The following is a 19,044-nucleotide window of genomic DNA, read 5'->3' as shown; positions in this document are numbered from 1 at the left end:
AAATCAACAGGTCCCTTGCTGTATTCCTTTATTATATACTGGCAATTGATCTGTCCGCGCTTAAATAAGCGGGCTGCATTACTGCGCGTATAGACGTTAACAAATGATCTATGTCTCCATCTTTCGAAAAGCATGCTTTTGCTCCTGCTGCCAGTGCCTTTTGAGTTACGGCAAGAGTCGAATGCATAGAGAGAACTATAACTTGCAGACCGGGATTGCGGCTTAGTGCCCGCTGTGTTAATTCAAATCCATCCATGCCAGGCATACTTAGATCAGTAAGCATGACGTCTACATCCAAACCTTCATTTAACAATTCAAGCGCATAATGGCCGCTTTCCGCAGCACCTACGATCACTAGGTCGCTTTGCTCACCGAGAAGCTGACAAAGCCCATTACGAACTATCGTGTGATCGTCTACTACCAGGATTTTTAACATAAAGCAATTTACATACTTACAAATCATTTACGCATTTTAATTTACAACCAGGAGTTGTATTTTATAACGACTGTCAGACGACTTGACTCTATTTTATTATATATATGTGGTTTTATGTATCTTCAATTTATTAGACCTTTTCCTAAGTATGCAAAGCAAAAACCGACAATTTACTGCACGAGTGTGCATGATACTAGAATATGGAATCAACCAATAGCGAACAGTTGCTGAGAGACCTTATCGACCACTCTACGGATATCATCCAAGTGTTTTCCGCAGTACGTGATGAACACGGCAACATTATAGACTTTATCTGGATACTAAACAATAAGGCCGCCAAAAAATCATTTGGGGACGTCATTGGAAAAAGCTTGTTGACTTTAAATCCTGGCGTGCTTGAAGAAGGTATTTTTGATACGTTCAAGAAAGTTGTTGAAAGTGGTGAGTCGAACCAGAGAGTAATGCATTATGCGCATGAACAGTTTGTAGGCTGGTTCCATCAAACCTCGGTAAAGCAGGGCGACGGGGTAGCTACTTTTACTAAAGATATCACCCAAGAGATAAGGGCTGAGGACGAAATAAGAAGTCACAGGGAAAGTTTGCAGGCAATCCTGGACGGCTCTCTGCATTACATTCAGGCCTTTAAAGCGGTAAGGGATAAAGCCGGTAGAATTATCGACTTTATCTGGATATTTACCAATCATCTGTGGATCCAGCATTATGGAGATGTGATCGGTAAAAAGGTTCTGACAGAGAATCCGGGTGTTATAGAATCCGGTTTATATGATCAATTTGTGCAAGTAACAGAGACAGGTATTCCTGTATTTCAAGAAAAATTTTATTCCCACGAACAGTTTCAAGACCAGTGGTTCCATCAGACTCTGGTAAAATCTGGTGATGGTTTTATTATGAATACAGAAGATATTACAGAACGCAAAAGTGCGGAGAATGAGATCCATAGACTCAAAGACGAAATACTGCAACGCTCGGAAGATAAATACCGTACGCTTTTTAATACTATCGACGAAGGCCTTTCCGTGATCGAGCTGATCTATGACGACCACGGTAAACCAATAAGCATGAATTGGATGGAGACAAATCAGGCTTTCGAAAGAATAACAGGCCTCAAAACCGTTGATGGAAAGGTAAGCAGCGACTTCTCGGCTTCTGAGAATCATTGGTTGGAAACGTACGACCATGTACTTAAAACCGGTGAACCAGTACGTAAGGAGCATTACGACAATATGAGCAAAAGGTGGTACCGGACGCATACGTCCAGAGTGGGAGGTGGGGAGAATCATGTGTTAGCAAACGTTCTGGAAGACATCACGGAACGCAAGCAGCGGGAGCAGCGGTTGGAAAAGGAGGTTGATGAGCGTACCACAGAAGTAAAGGAAAGTCGGGACCAGCTACAATCCATACTCGATACCACATTGCTTCAAATATCTGTTTTAGAGGCCGCAAGGAGTACGGAAGGTGAAATTTATAATTTCAAAATTAAATCCGTAAACAAGGAGCTGGAAAGAATAACCGGCCGTAGCGATTTAGCTGGCAAGCTTTACGCGACTGAGTTTCCAGGTATTAAAAAAGTTGGCATCTTCAACATGATAGTAGAAACCATTGAAACAGGGCAGCCACAACAGATGGAATATTACTATGCTCATGATGGCTTCACCAACTGGTTCTCCTGCATGTTCGTCAAATTTAATGATGGGGTGATCACTACTAACATAGACATTACTTCGCGGAAACGTGCTGAAGACGAACGGTTTAAGAACTATGTATTGCTCCAACAATCCGAAGACATTGCCTTATTAGGAAGCTGGGATTTTAGTTTGCTAGAGCAGAGCTTTACCTGGTCAGACGGCATGTATCGGTTACTTGATCTTGAAAAAGGCCTGAACGTCCGGCCGGAAATCTATCTGGAGTACGCGACTCAGAACGGACGTGCGGCCGCTGGAAAACTAGTTGAATCTATCATAAACGGTCATTCAGATTTCGAAGAAACATTGGAGATCAGCGTATCTGGAGAAATTAAATTGTTGCACATAAAGGCAGCGGTCGTCCGTAATGACGTTGGTGATGCGGAAAGGGTATTAGGGGTGAACGTGGATATTTCGGCAGTATATGCGGCCGAAGAAAAGATACGTAAAATGGAAGCGGAACAACAGTTGGAAATATTCCGGGTATCACTCAGCACATTGGAGGAGGAGCGCCACCGTATTTCTGAAAGCTTGCATAATGGTATTGGCCAGATATTATATGGAATTATGCTCCATATGAGCGGCTTAAGTCAAGAAGTCTCGTTAGCCGATTTTAAGGAAAATAAGACTTACATTAGTAAACTGCTTACCGATGTCATTAAAGAAACAAGGCGTATCTCGCATGAACTCATGCCAACCACCCTGGAACAGTTTGGTCTTAAAAGTGCAATCCTTGATATTTGCACACAGCTGTCAGACGCTACCCAATTTAAATGCACCATCAGTGGTTTATTCCAGGATATGGAGAAATACATGGAACTAGCTATTTACCGAACGACGCAGGAGCTCATGACTAATGTAGTCAAGCACGCAAACGCAACCGAATGCATGGTAAATGTAGATATAGGAGAACAGGAGATTCGTATCCAGGTTAGCGATAATGGACAGGGGATGGCGGCAACGAGAACACGTATGCCCGGTATCGGGCTGGCTTCGATACGTAGTAAAGTTAAATTACTCAATGGAAATGTACGCGTTGATTCCATACCGGAGAAAGGAACGAATATTGAAGTAGTCATTCCACAAGCTTTAAAGAACTAAAACAATTAAGTATATGATCAGATTAATGTTGGTAGAGGATAATGATATTGTTAGAGTTGCCCTATCGAGATTTTTTAAGAGAGAAGAAGATATTACAGTTGTAGCAGAGGCAAGTGATGCAGCAACTGCAATTAAACAGTTACAAGCCGATCCAACAATTGATATTGTGGTAGCAGACTGGAATATGCCTAATATGAGTGGATTGGAACTGGCCAATCACGTTACCGCACAATACCCGAAAATAAAAACGATTATTCTCACTATGCACGGCAAACAAAACTATAAAGATAAGGCGAAAGCTGCCGGGGTTCATGGCTTCCTTTTAAAGGACGGAGAGTTTGATGATCTGCTAGCAGCTGTCAGAGATGTTGCAGAGGGCAAGCTGGTTTATAATTGAAGCAGATGATGAAAGCGATGATGTGTTTCGATCAAGAGAGGGACTTACCATCTCTTGTTCTCTGGACTTTTCCAGTCAATCCTATTAATTAATTTACGATTCGTAAGACCAACCATATCTGGTTGTCGCATTACAATAGAATCCTTCGAGATCTACCTTTTCAATGATGTACTTTAATGTTTCCTTATCAGATGAAAGGTAACTAAAACGCGCGTCAAAATCTGTTGCTACTAATACCTTGTAATCTGGTGTTAATATACGTGCGTTTGAGCTGGGCGGCATATTTTCGCTTTCTATCAGTTCCGATAACGGATAGGAAGTTTTGACATCAATGATATCAGAATATATTAGGATATCATTGTAGCCAAAGAATTTAAGCACCTCGAGTGTTGGATTAATCAAGACGTCAGGATAATTATCAGTCTGAGCTGCGTACAACTTAGCACTGTCAAGATATCTTATAAGCTTTAACCAAGCGTCCCTTTCTGCATCGAATCTTGCACCATGAAGATAAGAAAGCAATCTATCTAACTCTCTTATGTCTTTGAGATTCGCCTGCTTTACAACTTCTGACCAACTTATGGCCACCGTTCCAAGAAAGATATCATTTTTTGTAGGCCGCTTCCAGGTGTCAAACCGAATATTATGTCCTTCCTTAACGCTTAGGAATGGGTGCAGAATTACAAAAGTCTCTTCATAATCAGCGTATACTTCGCGAATGGATGGGGAATTATGTTCCTCGACTTCGTTTGCTTGTACAGGGGTTTCTAATATCATTGCGTCTTCTACGTCGCCATGCCCTAAGGTTTTTTAGCTTTTTCTTTAGTCGTAATCATAATCACGCCGTATTGACCTTCAGTCCCATACAATTTTTTGGTTTCCTCATCTGCAAGTATTTTCATGCTAGCGATCTCGCCTTTAACCATGGAAGTTAATGGCGCGGAAACCTGTTCTTTGCTCGGTTTCTGCTTAACTCCATCGATAAATATTAGTGGAGAAGGCGTAATTGATCCATTTAAGTCGCTAGAAGTAGGGTTGCTAAGTGAGAAACTAATCGGAATGTTATACTTCACTCTAACTTTTTGTCCGTCTTGTATTCCTGGAATCCATTTTGGGCTGGCTTTAAGTACTCTTACGGCTTCTTCGTCGGTACCATTTCCTAAACTTCTTTCAATTTTAATATCTGAAAGTTCACCATCAGTTTCAACCACAAAAGATAGAAAAACTTTCCCTGTTACCTTTTTGTCTTTGGCCTCCTGCGGATATTGAATTGTATTGATCACATATTGATAAAACTTATCCATCCCCCCAGGAAAAGTAGGTTGGCTTTGCAATGATACAAAGTCGTATACTTTTCCGTTGCCATCATCTTTGACATTAACTTCGCTTAAGTGTACAGTTTCACCCGATATTCCTTTGGCAGGAAAACCTGACCGCAATCGTGTTCAACATCATGTATCCAGCCCTATTCGCAGTTGAAGCACTACTTTTACTATCTGGTAAGCCTTCAATTTTGAAGGAAACTGGCAAAAGATATTTACCATCACTGATAGATTCGAAGTCACCGTAGGCTAATAATGTTCTTAAGACTTCGGTATCGCAACCATATCCTAATTTTGAAGCCACGCCGGCATCCGCTACTTCGCCTTTAGTTACCGTAAATCTAACTACGCTTGTTCCCTGGACGTTCGCGTTCCTGGCAGAAGGTGGGTAGCGGCGATCTTTTAACGAAATTGTAGAACATTTCCCATTCTTGGGCTTTAGTCTGATTGTTCGCTTCCGACTTGCTGTCTGCGAATTTTGTTTTCTTTTCGTCAGAGATTGTTGGTAGGACGATTGCCGCATGTATGGCACCTCAACTATTTCTACTTGTTTCTCTAACTCAATTCCCTCAGTGAATTGCTTAATTTGCTCGTTGTTACGGATGCTTGCCGACGACGCTGCAAGTGCAATGGAAAACAGTGGTACGAAAAGCCCATACTTCAAAATGGCTACTCTTCCTGATCTTTGTTTGTACAACATAAATATTCTTTTTTTAAGTATGGTTTGATTAAAAAATCCATTAGTTAAATCATTAGGCGCAACACCTAAGGCGTTACTCACCAGCAAGATAGCATACTGATCTTTGTCTCCCTGAAACCGTGCAGCATCATCATCTGCCAGATATTCATGAATCCTCTTTATAGTCGACTTATAACAATATAAAATGGGATTAAACCAGATCAACACGCCCAGGACTTCGAAAAATAGTACATCGGCAGAATGTAGCTGTCTAGTATGAGTTTCCTCATGCCGAATGATTGTTTTTGATCCCTGTAGCTGCTCATCTACAAACTGCTTCCTTAGGAATGAAAATGCTTCACCAGTGAGGCTTCTTCTCATCAACAGTCGCACTTTATACAGTTGATAGATAAATTTGCATGTCAATACCATTACCCCGGTGAAATAAATAACCATCAATAGCATCGCCAAGTTAAATTGTTCAGGGGATTGAGGTTCAATCGTCACCGCTGTTACAAACTCGTTAAGCTGCGCCACACCTGTGTAGACGGGCTGTGCGATGGGCTGACTTGCAAACCAGTCGAATCTGAGAAAAGGCAGTACTAACGAAAGATTCCCGGAGGCGATCAGGTACAACCGGTTAAGGGTAAAATAAGTTTCTTTATCTAGCAACAAACGGTAGAAGCCGTAAAAAACTACTAGATAAATGTTGATTTGAATGATATAATGCGCCCAACTCATTTCGATATGTTTTGATTCGGTATATAACTAAATCCTTAGTATAAAGCTATAACTAATAAATTAGTTTTCTTAATAAATTTTTTCATATTTATTTAATCCATCTAGCTTTTACCATAACTTGATCACCTACGTCGTCCTGCATGTTTTCAGATCAGAATTGTAACTTAGTGATCATGCAAGACTTTTACATACAAGTTTATGAAATAGTGAGATTGATTCCCTATGGTAGAGTTACTAGTTATGGCGCAATCGCAAAAGCCCTTGGTGTTGGTAAGTCATCAAGACTAGTAGGAACAGCGATGAATCATTCCCATGAAATGATACCGATTGTTCCCGCTCATAGAGTTGTCAATAGAAATGGACTACTTACAGGCAAGCATCACTTTGCAGATGAATTATCGATGCAGGAGTTATTAGAGGCAGAAGGACATACTATTGTTGACAACCAGATCAAAAATTTCAATACTGTCTTTTGGGATCCCTTAATAGAATTGTAACTACTTATCAGTTTGCCTTATGTCAGGCCAGTGTTGTAATACTTTGTCGATATAAGAAGGTTACAAACTATTTACTCCTCTAAAAGCTTTACTTAGAAATTTGCATTCTAATGCAGGTTAATCAACGACTTAATTTGAATTTATGGATTTCAATAATATGTTTTTAGGAGACCTGGACTGGGTGTTTGCCGTAGAAATTTTCTTTAGGTCGGTCGTTATGTTTGTAACCGTGATTGTGTTCCTAAGATTAACTGGAAAAAAGGGAGTAAGACAACTTTCATTGTTTGAAGTAGCCATTATTATCTCTTTGGGATCAGCGGCGGGTGATCCGATGTTCAATAAAGATATCGCTATAGTCCCGGCCTTGATCGTCATGCTTGCGATTATCTTATTCTATCTGGCAATTACCTGGCTTGCAGTTAAAAGTGAACGATTTGAGAGCTTGTTAGAGGGTGATCCAGTATACATCATCGAGGATGGAATGTTTAATCTAAACGATGGGAGAAAACACACGATAGCAAAGGATGAGTTTTTTGCGGAGATGAGACATGAAAATATTGAGCATGTTGGTCAGGTTAGACAAGCCATATTAGAAACGAACGGACAAATGAGCTTTGTTTTTTATAGTGAAGACGATATGAAGCCCGGCTTGCCCATCTGGCCAAAAGAATACGAAAAGAAGATTAAGGATATTCAGTCAGCCGGCAACTATGCGTGCGGTTTCTGCGGGAATATTGAAAAGATTGATAGTGGAACGCATACCTGTAACCGTTGCAACAAAGATGAATGGGTACTCGCGATGGATTCTATCCGAGTTTAATGGTTGGCTTCTTTAAGTAAGCTGGTCGCTTACGACTTTAACAGCTAAGACTCGAGACCCAATGAGATTTTAACATAGAATGTAGTACCCAAACGCTCTTTAGTTTCAAACCAGATAGTCCCCCCGTGCTCTTCTACCATACTCTTTATAATCCACATTCCAAGTCCTACCGACTCTTCACCTTTAAGGCCGTCACGTCCAGCTTCCGTGTATTTTTTGAAAAGCAGGGGTTGAAGGTGTATAGGAATTCCAATGCCATTATCTTGAACGGTGAACAAAAACGCATCTTCTAATTTTTCCACATGAAGTTTGATCTGACCATTTTCGTCAGTGAATTTTATGGCGTTCGAAACCAGATTGTTTACAATTTGCAGGAATTTTAAACTATCTAACTCAGCAAATACCTTTTTATGAGAATAGGTAAATGTGATGACTCTTTTAATATCATCTTGTGCTTTAATATACATTTCCAGTGCCTGATTGATTTCCCAGACTACATCTAAACGTTCTTTTCTAATCTGCACTTCGTGAGATTCAAAGGTCTCTTTGCTCAAAAGCACCTTGATAAGTTCTATGTTTCTATTTGCAATTTCCTCTATCATAGAGGCAAGCTTATGAATTTCAGGGTTATCCGGTAACTTTCTATTAATTACAGAAGCCAGCATTTTCATAGTGCCTATTGGTCCCCGCAAATCATGAGAAACGATCTCAAGGCTTGCATTTTTCCATGCATTTATTTTCTCCATGCTTAGCAAACTCGCTCTTCTAACTGTATCATCCTCGCCAATACCAGTTATATAGACGATAATATCATTTTCAATAATTGGATAAAATTTAACCCTGATCCATCGCTGCTGCTGATCAGCGCGGATGATTCTAAAGGTTAAAACACTTAGGTTCTTGTTTTGAAGCAAACTGTTAATCTTTTCTTGAATATACTCCCGGTCTTCAATATGGACAAAATCAAACAATAGCTGGGGGTTTTCAAATAGCGCTGCGCTATCCATTTGAGTTATCTCGGCAAATGCTTCATTAACATGATCAAAGCATCTTTTTTCGATATTATAAATAAAGACAATCTCCTCCGAGAGCTCAATCATTTTCCCAAAGATTGATGATGTGTTGCTATCCATTAAATAAAATGAAAATGTTTTAAACAATTCTATAAGGGTTAAATTTAACGTTAATTCCTGGATATATTTATTAATTGACATAAAGTGACAATTAACACGTTTAAGCCAAGCTGCTATCTGGCCCATCCTATTACCCACTTCCTTTAACCCAAAGGTGCTCTAATGAATTTCGATACTTGCAGGGTCTGATAATAAATCGTAATATTGCAATATATGCCGCATTATGTTAAAATCGTAGTTGCTGTAATTACACGGGCTCAACCGGCCGACGGCTGCTAAAGCATAATCTTGGCAGGATACCGTACTATTGGAGAGTAAAAAACTTAAACTGTAATTTAAAGAAATGAAGAACATATTAGTCTTGTGTACAGGGAACAGCTGCAGAAGTCAGCTTGCTGAAGGTTACCTGCGTCATTATGCAGAAGGTAAAGCAAATATCTACAGTGCAGGAATTGAAACCCATGGCGTTAATCCTAAAGCGGTGCAGGTTATGGCCGAAGACGACATTGACATTTCCTCTCATACCTCTAACCATGTGGATGAATACTTATCTGTTATCTTCGATGCAGTGATCACCGTATGTGACAATGCAAACGAGGCCTGTCCGTATTTTCCTGGCAAGGTTGAGCGCTTTCATCAAAATTTTTCTGATCCTGCAAAAGCGACAGGAACGGCCGAAGAAATCATGGACGAATTTAGAAGGGTCAGGGACCTGATCAAAGTATACTCTGCCCATTTTATCAGTCAACAAATAGCCAGATAGTTGCAATGAGCGCAAATAATTGTGCCCCTGTGGCAGAAAGAAAAAAACTTGGCTTCCTAGACCGATTCTTAACCCTATGGATAGTCATTGCCATGGCGCTGGGAGTAAGTATTGGGTATTTCTTTCCTTCCTCTTCCGGTTTTATCAATTCCTTTTCTAGCGGTACTACCAATATTCCTTTAGCTATCGGACTGATCCTGATGATGTACCCGCCGCTTGCAAAGGTGAGTTATGAAAAGATGGCTGAAGTATTTAAAGACATAAAAGTACTGAGCATTTCGCTAATACTCAATTGGGTAGTTGGACCACTACTGATGTTTTTCCTAGCTATCATTTTTTTAAAAGACTATCCTGAATATATGGTGGGACTGATCCTGATCGGTCTGGCAAGGTGTATTGCCATGGTGGTGGTATGGAATGAACTTGCTGAGGGTAACCGAGAATATGCAGCCGGCCTGATTGCATTGAACAGCATTTTCCAAATCTTATTGTACAGTGTGTTCGCCTATATATTTATTACGGTATTGCCTCCTTACTTTGGATTAAAAGGCCTCGAAGTCAATATTACGATTGGGGAGATCGCTAAAAGTGTTGCGATTTATTTAGGGCTGCCTTTTGCGCTTGGAATTATTTCAAGATACACGCTGATCAGTCTTAAGGGAAAAGAATGGTTTAACCATGTCTTTGTGCCTATGATTTCTCCAATCACACTTGTTGCTTTACTTTTCACTATTGTGATCATGTTCAGTTTGAAAGGACAATTAATTGTAGATATACCTTTGGATGTGGTAAGAATTGCCATTCCACTGGTCATTTATTTTTCTATCATGTTTGTCATGAGCTTCTTTGCAGGACGTTATTTTGGCGCAGATTATTCCAAGAGCGCTTCTATCGCTTTTACTGCAACCGGGAACAATTTTGAGCTGGCCATTGCAGTTGCTATTGGGGTATTTGGAATTAATTCAGGACAGGCCTTTGCTGGAGTTATCGGCCCACTGGTTGAGGTTCCTGCCTTGATTGCCCTTGTGAACGTTGCTTTTTACTTCAGAAAGAAATATTATCCTTCAAAGGCCTGGGATTGAGCCTGCCACTCAGGCGCTGTGTAATCGGCATATTCCTAATGTCTGCGCCTGCACTCATTCTGGACTCAAAGCTATATCAGAGCACACTCATTGCGAAAAGGCATGCCTTTTCGCAATGAGTGTGCTCTGAGTTCCCTAGGAGTTCCCTATCTGTGCTGTTCACTGTGGTATTTAATCGGTAGTAAGATGCCAGAGGGTCATCACTCATTTCGAGCTTTAAACGAATACAATTCCAAGAATAATTAAATTAATAAAAAACACTTTATTTTAATAGTAAATAATTTGTTTTTTACATTAAATATTTGTACCTTGCATTTACAAGATACTAATGTCCGAAATGTGCTTTGTTAATTAGATTTTCAACGCCCTTCGCATTAAATAGAAGCTGATAACATCGTTGTTAAACACAGCATAACAAGTTTACAAATGAGCCTGTAACATAGAACAAAACAAACCAGATTGAGGCAAATCTGTAATTTATCAGCTTCTGCTGACATCAAAACGTTCCTCTCTTCTTCACTTACAATTTCATTTTCTTTTCAGAATCATCGATAGCGCTGGTTCAACACTTCCATTTGCACCGTGATTGATCAACATGGGAATTTTGGTTGTTCGCTGTGAAGCGTACAGAATCGTTCCTTGACGTATTAATAAACTTTGCCCTTTTTCATAATTACATTATTCCGGTGTTTTTAATTAATTCTGCAGGAATGTCCGAAAGGTCCTATACTGAAATAAGTTTACACTAAAAATTTTGTTACTACTCTGTGTATACACTTGAAAAAAATCAACAAATTAGCTATTGCCTGAACTTTAAAATAGTGTAAGAATTTGCTGGAAAGATATAACTCGGGTTTTGAAGGGCAAGTTTTACAACCTTACCTTCTGTCTTATATTGATCAGGTTTTTCAGGGCTGTTTTTTGCATTCAGATCTCCGGAAATACTATAAATCTGCACATTTTGTCCGGATGATTTAAACCCTTCCAGTAATATTGAAGTGGCAATATCTGGCCCAACGTTTACCACATGCAACACCAATGTCTTTGCATCTTCAGAACGAGTGGCTGTAACGTTAAGCTCGCCTGCTACCACAGATTCCACTCTTAGTGGCAAATGATTTTCTGCCTGCATCTTTTGGGCGTAAAATGGTGGCATACCCCATACCTGATTCGGACTGAAAAAAATCTGTCCCTGATCCCAATCATTGTCATTCTGCCGATAGGGTTGAAGCGCGTTCGCCGGACTAGAAGTCAGCACATATTCGCTGTGTTTACGGATGGTATTTAAGTTAGTAGCATGGCCCAATGCACGTTGAATTCCATGTTTACTGCCGTTTTCTTCAAACACTGCAATCTGCATTTTTGTATTTGAATCCCAACTTTTAAACTTATTTATCATTCCAGTTAACTGCTTATCCGTTTCGATGCCAGCCCTTGGGTCATCTCCACCAACATGAAGATCCCAATAATCAGCCTTGCCGTTGAGCGCTCTAAAAACATATTCCATGTTTGGCGATTCTGGTCTCCACCATGCGGCTTGAATGAATTTTAAGGAAGAGTCCTTTTTTATCATGGCCTCATGAAGCAGCTTAAAGCGTTCTACGTAATGCTGGTAATCTGCCTTCTTATCTCCATTAAATATGACTTCCTCATTTCCAATCTCAATGTATTTGATGCCATAGGGTTTGAGGTGTCCATTTTTCGCACGTTTCGCACCCCATTTGGTACTTTGATCTCCATTGAAATACTCCACCATATCCGCCATGTCATCCGGAGTTTCGTAAATATTCACTGCAAAGCACGGCGTGATACTCGTTGCCTCACAGAATTGCAAAAATTCTTCAATTCCAAAACCATTGGTGGTATAGTGGTTCCAGTGTCCACGATATGGCGGCCTTAAGTCTGGGTCTCCAATCATATTTTTGAATTTGTAATCCGGCGAATTCACCATGGTGCCCGCATAACGTAAAAAGGTCAGCCCCTGTGCGACCAGCATATTTCCAATGTCTGCACGTATTGGCATTCCTTTAAATTGATCTTCTCCATTTCCAGATAATACTACCTGATCTATCCAAAGCTTGCCTTTAGATTCCATATAGATTGCAAGTCTCGCATTTTTATCTAGACTATTGGATGTGAGCTTAAATGGATACTTCTTCCAGGAGGTTGGTATCTTACTCAAAACAGTGGAAGCATAGGTTTTACTACCATCAGCGCTTTCTAATGCAACAGTCACTGCACCTTTAAACTTCAAAGACTTTAAATATAATCTGCCTTGGAAATTTTGATTTTTCCTGACTGCAATTCCCCAACGATTTAGTCCTCTATTTGCGAGACCCACTTTCCCTTTGCCACTAACATAGTTGATTACCTGCGAAACCTTTCCATTATAAGCCGCTACGGCATCTATCACAAAATCTGATTTCACCGAAGAAGATCGAATCACATCCCAATAGTAGCTCACTACTTCACCCGGATCGTTTGAAAGCTGAAGTGCTTCTGAACCTTCACTGGTAGATAATGTGATGTTCTTAAATTCAACATGGGACTTCCATGTTCTCAATCCAATTCTTCCACCTGCCAAGGGTTGCTGGTCATCAGAATAAGATAGGATAAGCTTGCTATTTAATGAAACCAAGATTTTTGCCCCAGTAAAAGCTACCTTCAGTTTATTCCATTTCTTAGGATCTACATTCACCACTGCCTCTGCTAACGCTTTAAAGTTCTGTTGGTGTCTGCCTAATAAAAGTTTCTTGCCAGTGCTATTTAAACTAATTTCATAACCATCAAAGCTGTCATCCCCAATGCCTTCATTGTTTACACGAATCAATAAACCAGCACTTTCACCAGCCGCCGGAAACCGTAATTCTGCGGCTACAGTTCCATCAACAATCACCCTTCTATCATATATCAGTTTTGCACTGTGATCAGGTTCAACGGGTACATTGTGATTTCCATTCATCTGCACTATGCTAACTGTATTGCGACCAGGGATGATCGTTATAATCCCTTCTTTCGCAGTCCAATAGCCAGCATATTTCCGCCAATCGTTAGCGTTTACGTCAGTAGCAGGCTCTTCAAAGCTTTCACCAAACACGCGCTGGTCATAGAATCCACCGTATATCTCGTGATTCACATCTTCAACGTTGGATCCATACAATAACGGACTGATCTTATTTTCCACCTTATCTGCTTTCACTCTTATCTTCGAAACAGGTTTTAACGGTAGCCAAACTTTATGGCTCTTAACAGGACGATTACCCAAAGCATAATATGGAATGGCTGTAAATGTATCGTTTGTCGCGGTTTTGCCAGTAATAACGTTAATTCCATCTAGCAAACTATCGTTGTGTTGCAATTGCAGAACAGCATTCGTGTCGAGCTGAATACCGTCAAGATTCGTGTTGTCAGCAGATTCAAGGCTATAAACAATTGGTCCGGAAGCCAGCGTCACCATATTTGTCAATTGTGGGACTTGCTTATTCGCCTTTACATATCTGGGTTTCATCGGTAATTCCAGTACAATGCGATCACCCTTTTTCCAGACCCGGTTTATAGTAGCATAGCCGTCTTTAAAATTCACATTAAGGATTTTACCATTCAGACGAATCTTATAAGCTGATTTAAGGTCTGATGTGTATAAGTCATACGGATTTTCTTTACCTCTTGCCCATCCCGGAATCCGTACACTAACGCTGAAATTCTTTTGCTTTGAGGGGTCTACTCTAATTTCCATATGACCTCCCCAAGGGTAATTTGTTGTCTGAGTCAGGGAAACTTCTGTTTTGTCCAGCAGTTTAATTTTAGTGTCACTTCCAATAAACATATTCACAAATAGCTGATTGCCTGCTAGAGCGTAGATATAGTTTGGAAGCTCTGCAACCATTTTCAGAAACATGGGGGGACAACACGGACAAGAGTGCCAATCCCATCTGGAATGATCGTGTGAATTTAAAGGATTCTGATAAGTGTAGTTGTCACCTTTTAACGATATGCCGGTAAGTACGTTGTTGTACAGTACACGCTCGAACTCATCCATATACGTCCCATTGCCTGTCAACTCATTCATTCGCTGACTAAAAAATCCAGCACCCACCGCCGCGCAAGTTTCCAGATAGGCGTCTGTAGGTAAAAAATAATCAGGTCCAAACTTTTCATCATCTGCTATGGCTCCAACTCCTCCGGTAATGAACATCCGCTTTCCAACCATATTATTCCACAACTGGTCGGCAGTTTTGATATATTGATCAGAATGGTTTTCTAAGGCAACAGCGGCTATTCCAGTTGCCAATAGAGTGGCACGGACCGCGTGACCCTCAATAGTCTTTTGCTTAAACACGGATATCGAATCCTGAGCATAGTCGCCCCAACCCGGCCGGGTACCATTACCTGGGTTGATCTCCTTATATTTTTGGCTCTTAATCCAACTTTCTGACTTCGCAGATCCCCAGGTTTGCCAAAGAGGATAGCCAGCATTATTACCCCGGTTTTCAATCCAAAACCTACACAGATCATAATAGGCTTTTTCGTTCACTGGCACTTCGATCTGGCTTTTAACTTCCGGATGCTGTTTATACAACCAGTATAATTTCATCATAGCTTCTTCCGGTCCAGCGTGTGCGGGGATTATATTTCGCTTAGGGAACGGGCCCATCAGGTTTGCCATGTAGTTTGCATATTTGGTTGCTACAGTTAGCAATTTAGTCTTGCCAGTTGCATTGTAATAGTGCACTCCAGCCTCTATTAACATGCCGGCATTATAAACGTCATGCTGATAACGAAGCATTCCACCATTGTCACCCCATCTATGCGTTGGTTCCGTTAGCTGCGTATAGGTATTTAAATACCCTTCAGGATCTGCCTTTTGAGCAGCATAAATTTTAGCTATATAGTTGTCCAGACGAGCTTCTATTGCTGCATTCGGGTATTGACCAATTAAGTCTCCTATGCCTCTGATACTTTCATAGATCAACCCATCAAACCATGGAAGGCCAACATGACCGCCTTTCAAGTTGCCAGCAGCTACCTTATCAAAATTGTTGAATACGTTGTTTTGCACTTGTTCGGCAACAGGCAAATGTTTGCCCTCAAATTTGTTAAGCACATCGTTCGCTGTGGTTGTAGCCCAGGTCTCAAGTTTTGAAGACCAGAACGCATCATGAATATTGGCTTTGAAAGCTTTTGTAAGTTGCGTACGCTGTTTTGGAAAACTAGTTTGCGCTGATAAACTTAAGCTAAATAACAGATAACCAAGGCTTGAAAGTAGAGTTTGAAGTTTCATGTACTAATGATTTACGTTTCAAATATAAAATATTTAAACTACTGGTACGAACTGGTACGACTGTTTTATTTAATTATTTTTGGTACGAAGTCATATCTTTGCCTTAAGAACTACGCTTTGAAAGAGAATAAATCTAAATATCAACTGGTTATCAACCATGTCACCAATGGAATCAGTAGCGGAGAATATCGTGTTGGGGATAAGATACCGTCGATCAATGAGTTTAGGACGACCTACGGTTTATCGCGTGACACAGTTTTCGCGGGTATTAAAGAACTAACCTCGAAAGGTATTATTCGTTCCAACCACGGTATTGGGTATTTTATACAAACTACAGAAGTATCGAAGGGGCATCATGTATTTCTTCTGTTCAATGAGTTGAACGAGTTCAAAGAAGATTTATTTAATTCATTCATTGCGCATGCAGGCGATAGCGTGAGTATCGATCTCTATTTTCATAACTACAATCGCAAAGTATTTGAAAGCCTGCTTAACGATGCAAATAATAAGTATACGGACTACGTCGTAATGTCCGGGAAATTTCAAGGCATTGCTCCCTTATTGGAAAGTATTTCTGGAAGAGTATTGTTGCTGGATCATTTTCATCCCGACCTCAAGGGGAAATACTCCTCTGTTTCACAAAACTTTGCGGAAGATACTTATCAGGCGTTAAATTCAGCTGTTGATCTGATCAGAAAGTATAATCGCATTATCATGATTCAGCGTGAAGAGAAAGAGCCTATTGAGCGTTATGATGGCTTGGTTTGCTTTTGCGAAGAACGAGGCCTAGCACATGAATATATTTCATCCAGTCGGAAGATCAATAAAGGAGACCTTTTTATAGTTGTGAAAGACCGTGATTTGGTAGAGATTTTAAAGCAGGCAGCTTCTCAGCATCTTACACCTGGTATTGACTTCGGCATCATATCATACAATGACACTCCCTTAAAAGAGCTACTTGCCGGAGGAATTACCACACTTTCCACAGACTTCAAATTAATGGGAAAGACCATGTCAGAGCTTTTAAAAAGCAAGGCAGTTACTACCGTGGATAATCCATGGTTGCTAACTCGACGCAAATCTTTGTAGTATCAGGAGGTCTGGTGATAATTTCTACTTGACTGAATCCCGAGCTCTTATCACAATCACAAATAGCTTGCGAAATTATGATCGCCACTAATATGTTTATTGATTTTACCCGGTAAAAAGAAAGGTGGTTGGTGACATCATAAAATGGGGGGCTTACAACACCCCCCATTAATAAATCCTATTTCGAAAAAGCGCTTAGTTATAATTTAGTCACCATGACTGGCACTGCTTTCAAAGCCCATCAGCGTCAGCCTAACCGGTCTTGCAGAAACTTTATGTTTTGTTACTTTGCTTAAATCTGTAAGGCTAATCTGGTGTATTTCACCCGATGACGGAACAGCCAGATAAGCATAACGGTCCGTGGCTTCCAGCACAGGTTTATAGGTATCCGCAGTATTTATTGCACTAATTACACTACCTTCTTTTTTAAGGCTACCAGTTGATAGGTCATAGATGCGCAGTTTGCCATCCAATGTTAAGACCAATAGGTTTTTACCGGCATAATCAACCTTGCACTGGAAGGCGTCACTTCCCGAATAGATTGGCGTAATTTTATTGGCAGTTACGTCAATCATATATGCTCCTTTAGTAGCCACGTAACCAATAAACTTCTTAGCGGATGCTGCATAATAGATGCTTCCCAAACGGAAAGCACCAAAGCCATCCGGATTAGGGATCAAACGCTGTTCACCTGTTGCGCTAACAACCAAAGCACCACCACTTGTAGCAGCTAACGAACTAAATGCTCCAAACACAGCAACGTTGCCGTCAGTCGCATTTCCATGAATATTACCTACTTCCAGATTTGAAGCATGCAGTAGGCTGCCGGTTTTGTTTATGACCTGCACACGGTTTGGGGAAGCACCCGCTACTTTTGCAACAGTAACGGCATAAGCTCCACCAGAAAATTGCGCCATTGCACCATGGTGCGCCAGTAAGCCAGCGTTGATCACGCTGAATTTTGCGTTGGCAGTGTTAAAATCTGCATCATTTGCTACGCTAAGGGTTCCATCACCATCGTTAAAAACAAGCGATTCGGTACCCTTGCTTTTAAAGTGTGTTGGTTTCAAGCCGGTTGCAGTAATGGCCGCCCATTGTGCCGGACGGTCTACATCAACATGGTCCCCGTGCGATAGTAAGCCACTATCAAACACTTCCACTAAATTCTGAGCGGTATAGAGTACTGTTGCATACCGGCCAGATGCTGTACCGTAGAGATTAGCAAGTGGATATTTGCCACTGAAAGCATTGACTTTTCCCGTAAACGGATCCAGTAGATTCAGCTGTGGGCTAAGCTCATCACTGACCAGTACACGGACGTATTTGTATTCTTTTGCCGCCTCATCTGGCATTTCAGGGTTAATAATGTCATTGTCTTTTTTACATGCCGAGAATGCGGCTGCCATCAGAAGCAGTACGCCTAATTTCTTTAGGTTGTTTTTAGTGTTCATAACGTGAATGAATTTTGATAAATTATGGTTCATAAGGAACCGTGTTAAATTGATTGATAATTGTTATTGAATTTTATATGATTTTAATGCTTAAGCCTTTAATTGTTTGCCAGCCTTCTTTATCAGTCAGACGGATCATAAAATGATAGTCGCCAGGATCAATATCTGCAGGGATGTCGATTCGCTGATTGGTTTCAAAACTGGCCATACCTGAGGGAATCGGATAGCTTTGTATGAGTAAAAATGGTTTTACAGGGGTCTTGACCGAAGCCATGTCACACGCTGCAACTTCGGTGCTGTGGGTATGATGGTCAAAGTTGTGGTGGATATCAACGCTTACCGATCCAAGGGTGGTATTGTCGCTTAACACTGCTTTGAAAGTGAAGCTTTCGCCACGTTTAACTGTGCTGCATTGTTTAGGAAAGGCAGCAGCAGTACTGATGTCAATGACCGGATATTCCGTATCGATCGCTGCCTCTTCCTTTTTACAGGCACTGGTAAACAGGAGCGCGCTTAAGCTTAAACATAGTAATTGCTTTTTCATAGTGT

General features: G+C 40.7%; 15 protein-coding genes. 7 read left to right on the top strand and 8 right to left on the bottom strand.

Annotated elements, in window-relative coordinates:
- Positions 1-31: 31 nt before the first annotated feature.
- Positions 32-436: a response regulator gene (locus WKF66_RS17110; RefSeq protein WP_489675709.1), complete on the bottom strand. Its 405-nt coding sequence runs from the start codon at positions 434-436 to the stop codon at positions 32-34.
- Between the two features lie 200 nt (positions 437-636).
- On the opposite strand from WKF66_RS17110, the gene WKF66_RS17105 reads away from it, so the two are divergent.
- Positions 637-3,240 (top strand): sensor histidine kinase, encoded by a 2,604-nt coding sequence (locus tag WKF66_RS17105; RefSeq protein WP_489675708.1) that lies wholly within the window; start codon positions 637-639, stop codon positions 3,238-3,240.
- Positions 3,241-3,253: 13 nt separating this feature from the next.
- Positions 3,254-3,637, top strand: a complete 384-nt coding sequence (locus WKF66_RS17100; RefSeq protein ID WP_489675707.1) for a response regulator — start codon at positions 3,254-3,256, stop codon at positions 3,635-3,637.
- A 93-nt stretch (positions 3,638-3,730) separates the two neighbouring features.
- On the opposite strand, the gene WKF66_RS17095 is transcribed toward WKF66_RS17100, so the two are convergent.
- From WKF66_RS17095 to WKF66_RS17085, 3 genes are read right to left on the bottom strand one after another with little or no spacing between them, the layout of a single operon-like run.
- Entirely contained in the window at positions 3,731-4,414 is a 684-nt protein-coding gene (locus tag WKF66_RS17095; RefSeq protein WP_489675706.1) for a DUF2711 family protein, read from the bottom strand.
- Between the two features lie 23 nt (positions 4,415-4,437).
- Positions 4,438-5,076 (bottom strand): energy transducer TonB, encoded by a 639-nt coding sequence (locus WKF66_RS17090; RefSeq protein WP_489675705.1) that lies wholly within the window; start codon positions 5,074-5,076, stop codon positions 4,438-4,440.
- The gene (locus WKF66_RS17085) at positions 5,039-6,379 is read right to left on the bottom strand and encodes a M56 family metallopeptidase (RefSeq protein WP_489675704.1); all 1,341 of its coding nucleotides are present in this window, start codon (positions 6,377-6,379) and stop codon (positions 5,039-5,041) included. The genes WKF66_RS17090 and WKF66_RS17085 overlap by 38 nt, the downstream gene beginning before the upstream one ends.
- Before the next feature lie 173 nt (positions 6,380-6,552).
- Between WKF66_RS17085 and WKF66_RS17080 the strand changes: the two genes are divergently transcribed.
- Both WKF66_RS17080 and WKF66_RS17075 read left to right on the top strand, forming a co-directional pair.
- Complete coding sequence (locus WKF66_RS17080; RefSeq protein WP_489675703.1) at positions 6,553-6,876, top strand: MGMT family protein; 324 nt, start codon at positions 6,553-6,555, stop codon at positions 6,874-6,876.
- A 142-nt stretch (positions 6,877-7,018) separates the two neighbouring features.
- Entirely contained in the window at positions 7,019-7,696 is a 678-nt protein-coding gene (locus WKF66_RS17075; RefSeq protein WP_489675702.1) for a DUF421 domain-containing protein, read from the top strand.
- Between the two features lie 44 nt (positions 7,697-7,740).
- On the opposite strand, the gene WKF66_RS17070 is transcribed toward WKF66_RS17075, so the two are convergent.
- A complete protein-coding gene (locus tag WKF66_RS17070) occupies positions 7,741-8,910 on the bottom strand; it encodes a PAS domain-containing sensor histidine kinase (protein WP_489675701.1) in 1,170 nt (389 codons plus the stop codon).
- 262 nt (positions 8,911-9,172) lie between these two features.
- Between WKF66_RS17070 and WKF66_RS17065 the strand changes: the two genes are divergently transcribed.
- Together WKF66_RS17065 and arsB are read left to right on the top strand one after the other, a co-directional pair.
- Positions 9,173-9,592, top strand: a complete 420-nt coding sequence (locus WKF66_RS17065) for an arsenate reductase ArsC (protein ID WP_489675700.1) — start codon at positions 9,173-9,175, stop codon at positions 9,590-9,592.
- Positions 9,593-9,597: 5 nt separating this feature from the next.
- Positions 9,598-10,674, top strand: coding sequence for an ACR3 family arsenite efflux transporter (gene arsB / locus WKF66_RS17060; protein WP_489675699.1), 1,077 nt, complete (start codon positions 9,598-9,600; stop codon positions 10,672-10,674).
- A gap of 799 nt (positions 10,675-11,473) precedes the next feature.
- Here arsB and WKF66_RS17055 read toward each other — a convergent pair.
- Positions 11,474-15,955 (bottom strand): beta-L-arabinofuranosidase domain-containing protein, encoded by a 4,482-nt coding sequence (locus WKF66_RS17055; protein WP_489675698.1) that lies wholly within the window; start codon positions 15,953-15,955, stop codon positions 11,474-11,476.
- A 117-nt stretch (positions 15,956-16,072) separates the two neighbouring features.
- Between WKF66_RS17055 and WKF66_RS17050 the strand changes: the two genes are divergently transcribed.
- Complete coding sequence (locus tag WKF66_RS17050) at positions 16,073-17,044, top strand: GntR family transcriptional regulator (protein ID WP_489675697.1); 972 nt, start codon at positions 16,073-16,075, stop codon at positions 17,042-17,044.
- Positions 17,045-17,250: 206 nt separating this feature from the next.
- Here the strand turns inward: WKF66_RS17050 and WKF66_RS17045 are convergent, their stop codons facing one another.
- Both WKF66_RS17045 and WKF66_RS17040 read right to left on the bottom strand, forming a co-directional pair.
- A complete protein-coding gene (locus tag WKF66_RS17045; protein ID WP_489675696.1) occupies positions 17,251-18,528 on the bottom strand; it encodes a hypothetical protein in 1,278 nt (425 codons plus the stop codon).
- 40 nt (positions 18,529-18,568) lie between these two features.
- Entirely contained in the window at positions 18,569-19,039 is a 471-nt protein-coding gene (locus tag WKF66_RS17040) for a DUF4625 domain-containing protein (RefSeq protein WP_489675695.1), read from the bottom strand.
- Between the last annotated feature and the right edge of the window lie 5 nt (positions 19,040-19,044).

Source organism: Pedobacter sp. (assembly GCF_037719805.1).
Taxonomy (GTDB): Bacteria; Bacteroidota; Bacteroidia; order Sphingobacteriales; family Sphingobacteriaceae; genus Pedobacter.
The sequence above is the reverse complement of the archived record's forward strand: the minus strand, read 5'-3'. Positions and strand labels throughout refer to the sequence as shown.

Coding starts and splice junctions, on each gene's coding strand:
- WKF66_RS17110 (WP_489675709.1), bottom strand. CDS start 436: ATGTTAAAAATCCTGGTAGTAGACGATCACACGATAGTTCGTAATGGG.
- WKF66_RS17105 (WP_489675708.1), top strand. CDS start 637: ATGGAATCAACCAATAGCGAACAGTTGCTGAGAGACCTTATCGACCAC.
- WKF66_RS17100 (WP_489675707.1), top strand. CDS start 3,254: ATGATCAGATTAATGTTGGTAGAGGATAATGATATTGTTAGAGTTGCC.
- WKF66_RS17095 (WP_489675706.1), bottom strand. CDS start 4,414: ATGATATTAGAAACCCCTGTACAAGCAAACGAAGTCGAGGAACATAAT.
- WKF66_RS17085 (WP_489675704.1), bottom strand. CDS start 6,379: ATGAGTTGGGCGCATTATATCATTCAAATCAACATTTATCTAGTAGTT.
- WKF66_RS17080 (WP_489675703.1), top strand. CDS start 6,553: ATGCAAGACTTTTACATACAAGTTTATGAAATAGTGAGATTGATTCCC.
- WKF66_RS17075 (WP_489675702.1), top strand. CDS start 7,019: ATGGATTTCAATAATATGTTTTTAGGAGACCTGGACTGGGTGTTTGCC.
- WKF66_RS17070 (WP_489675701.1), bottom strand. CDS start 8,910: ATGTCAATTAATAAATATATCCAGGAATTAACGTTAAATTTAACCCTT.
- WKF66_RS17065 (WP_489675700.1), top strand. CDS start 9,173: ATGAAGAACATATTAGTCTTGTGTACAGGGAACAGCTGCAGAAGTCAG.
- arsB (WP_489675699.1), top strand. CDS start 9,598: ATGAGCGCAAATAATTGTGCCCCTGTGGCAGAAAGAAAAAAACTTGGC.
- WKF66_RS17055 (WP_489675698.1), bottom strand. CDS start 15,955: ATGAAACTTCAAACTCTACTTTCAAGCCTTGGTTATCTGTTATTTAGC.
- WKF66_RS17045 (WP_489675696.1), bottom strand. CDS start 18,528: ATGAACCATAATTTATCAAAATTCATTCACGTTATGAACACTAAAAAC.
- WKF66_RS17040 (WP_489675695.1), bottom strand. CDS start 19,039: ATGAAAAAGCAATTACTATGTTTAAGCTTAAGCGCGCTCCTGTTTACC.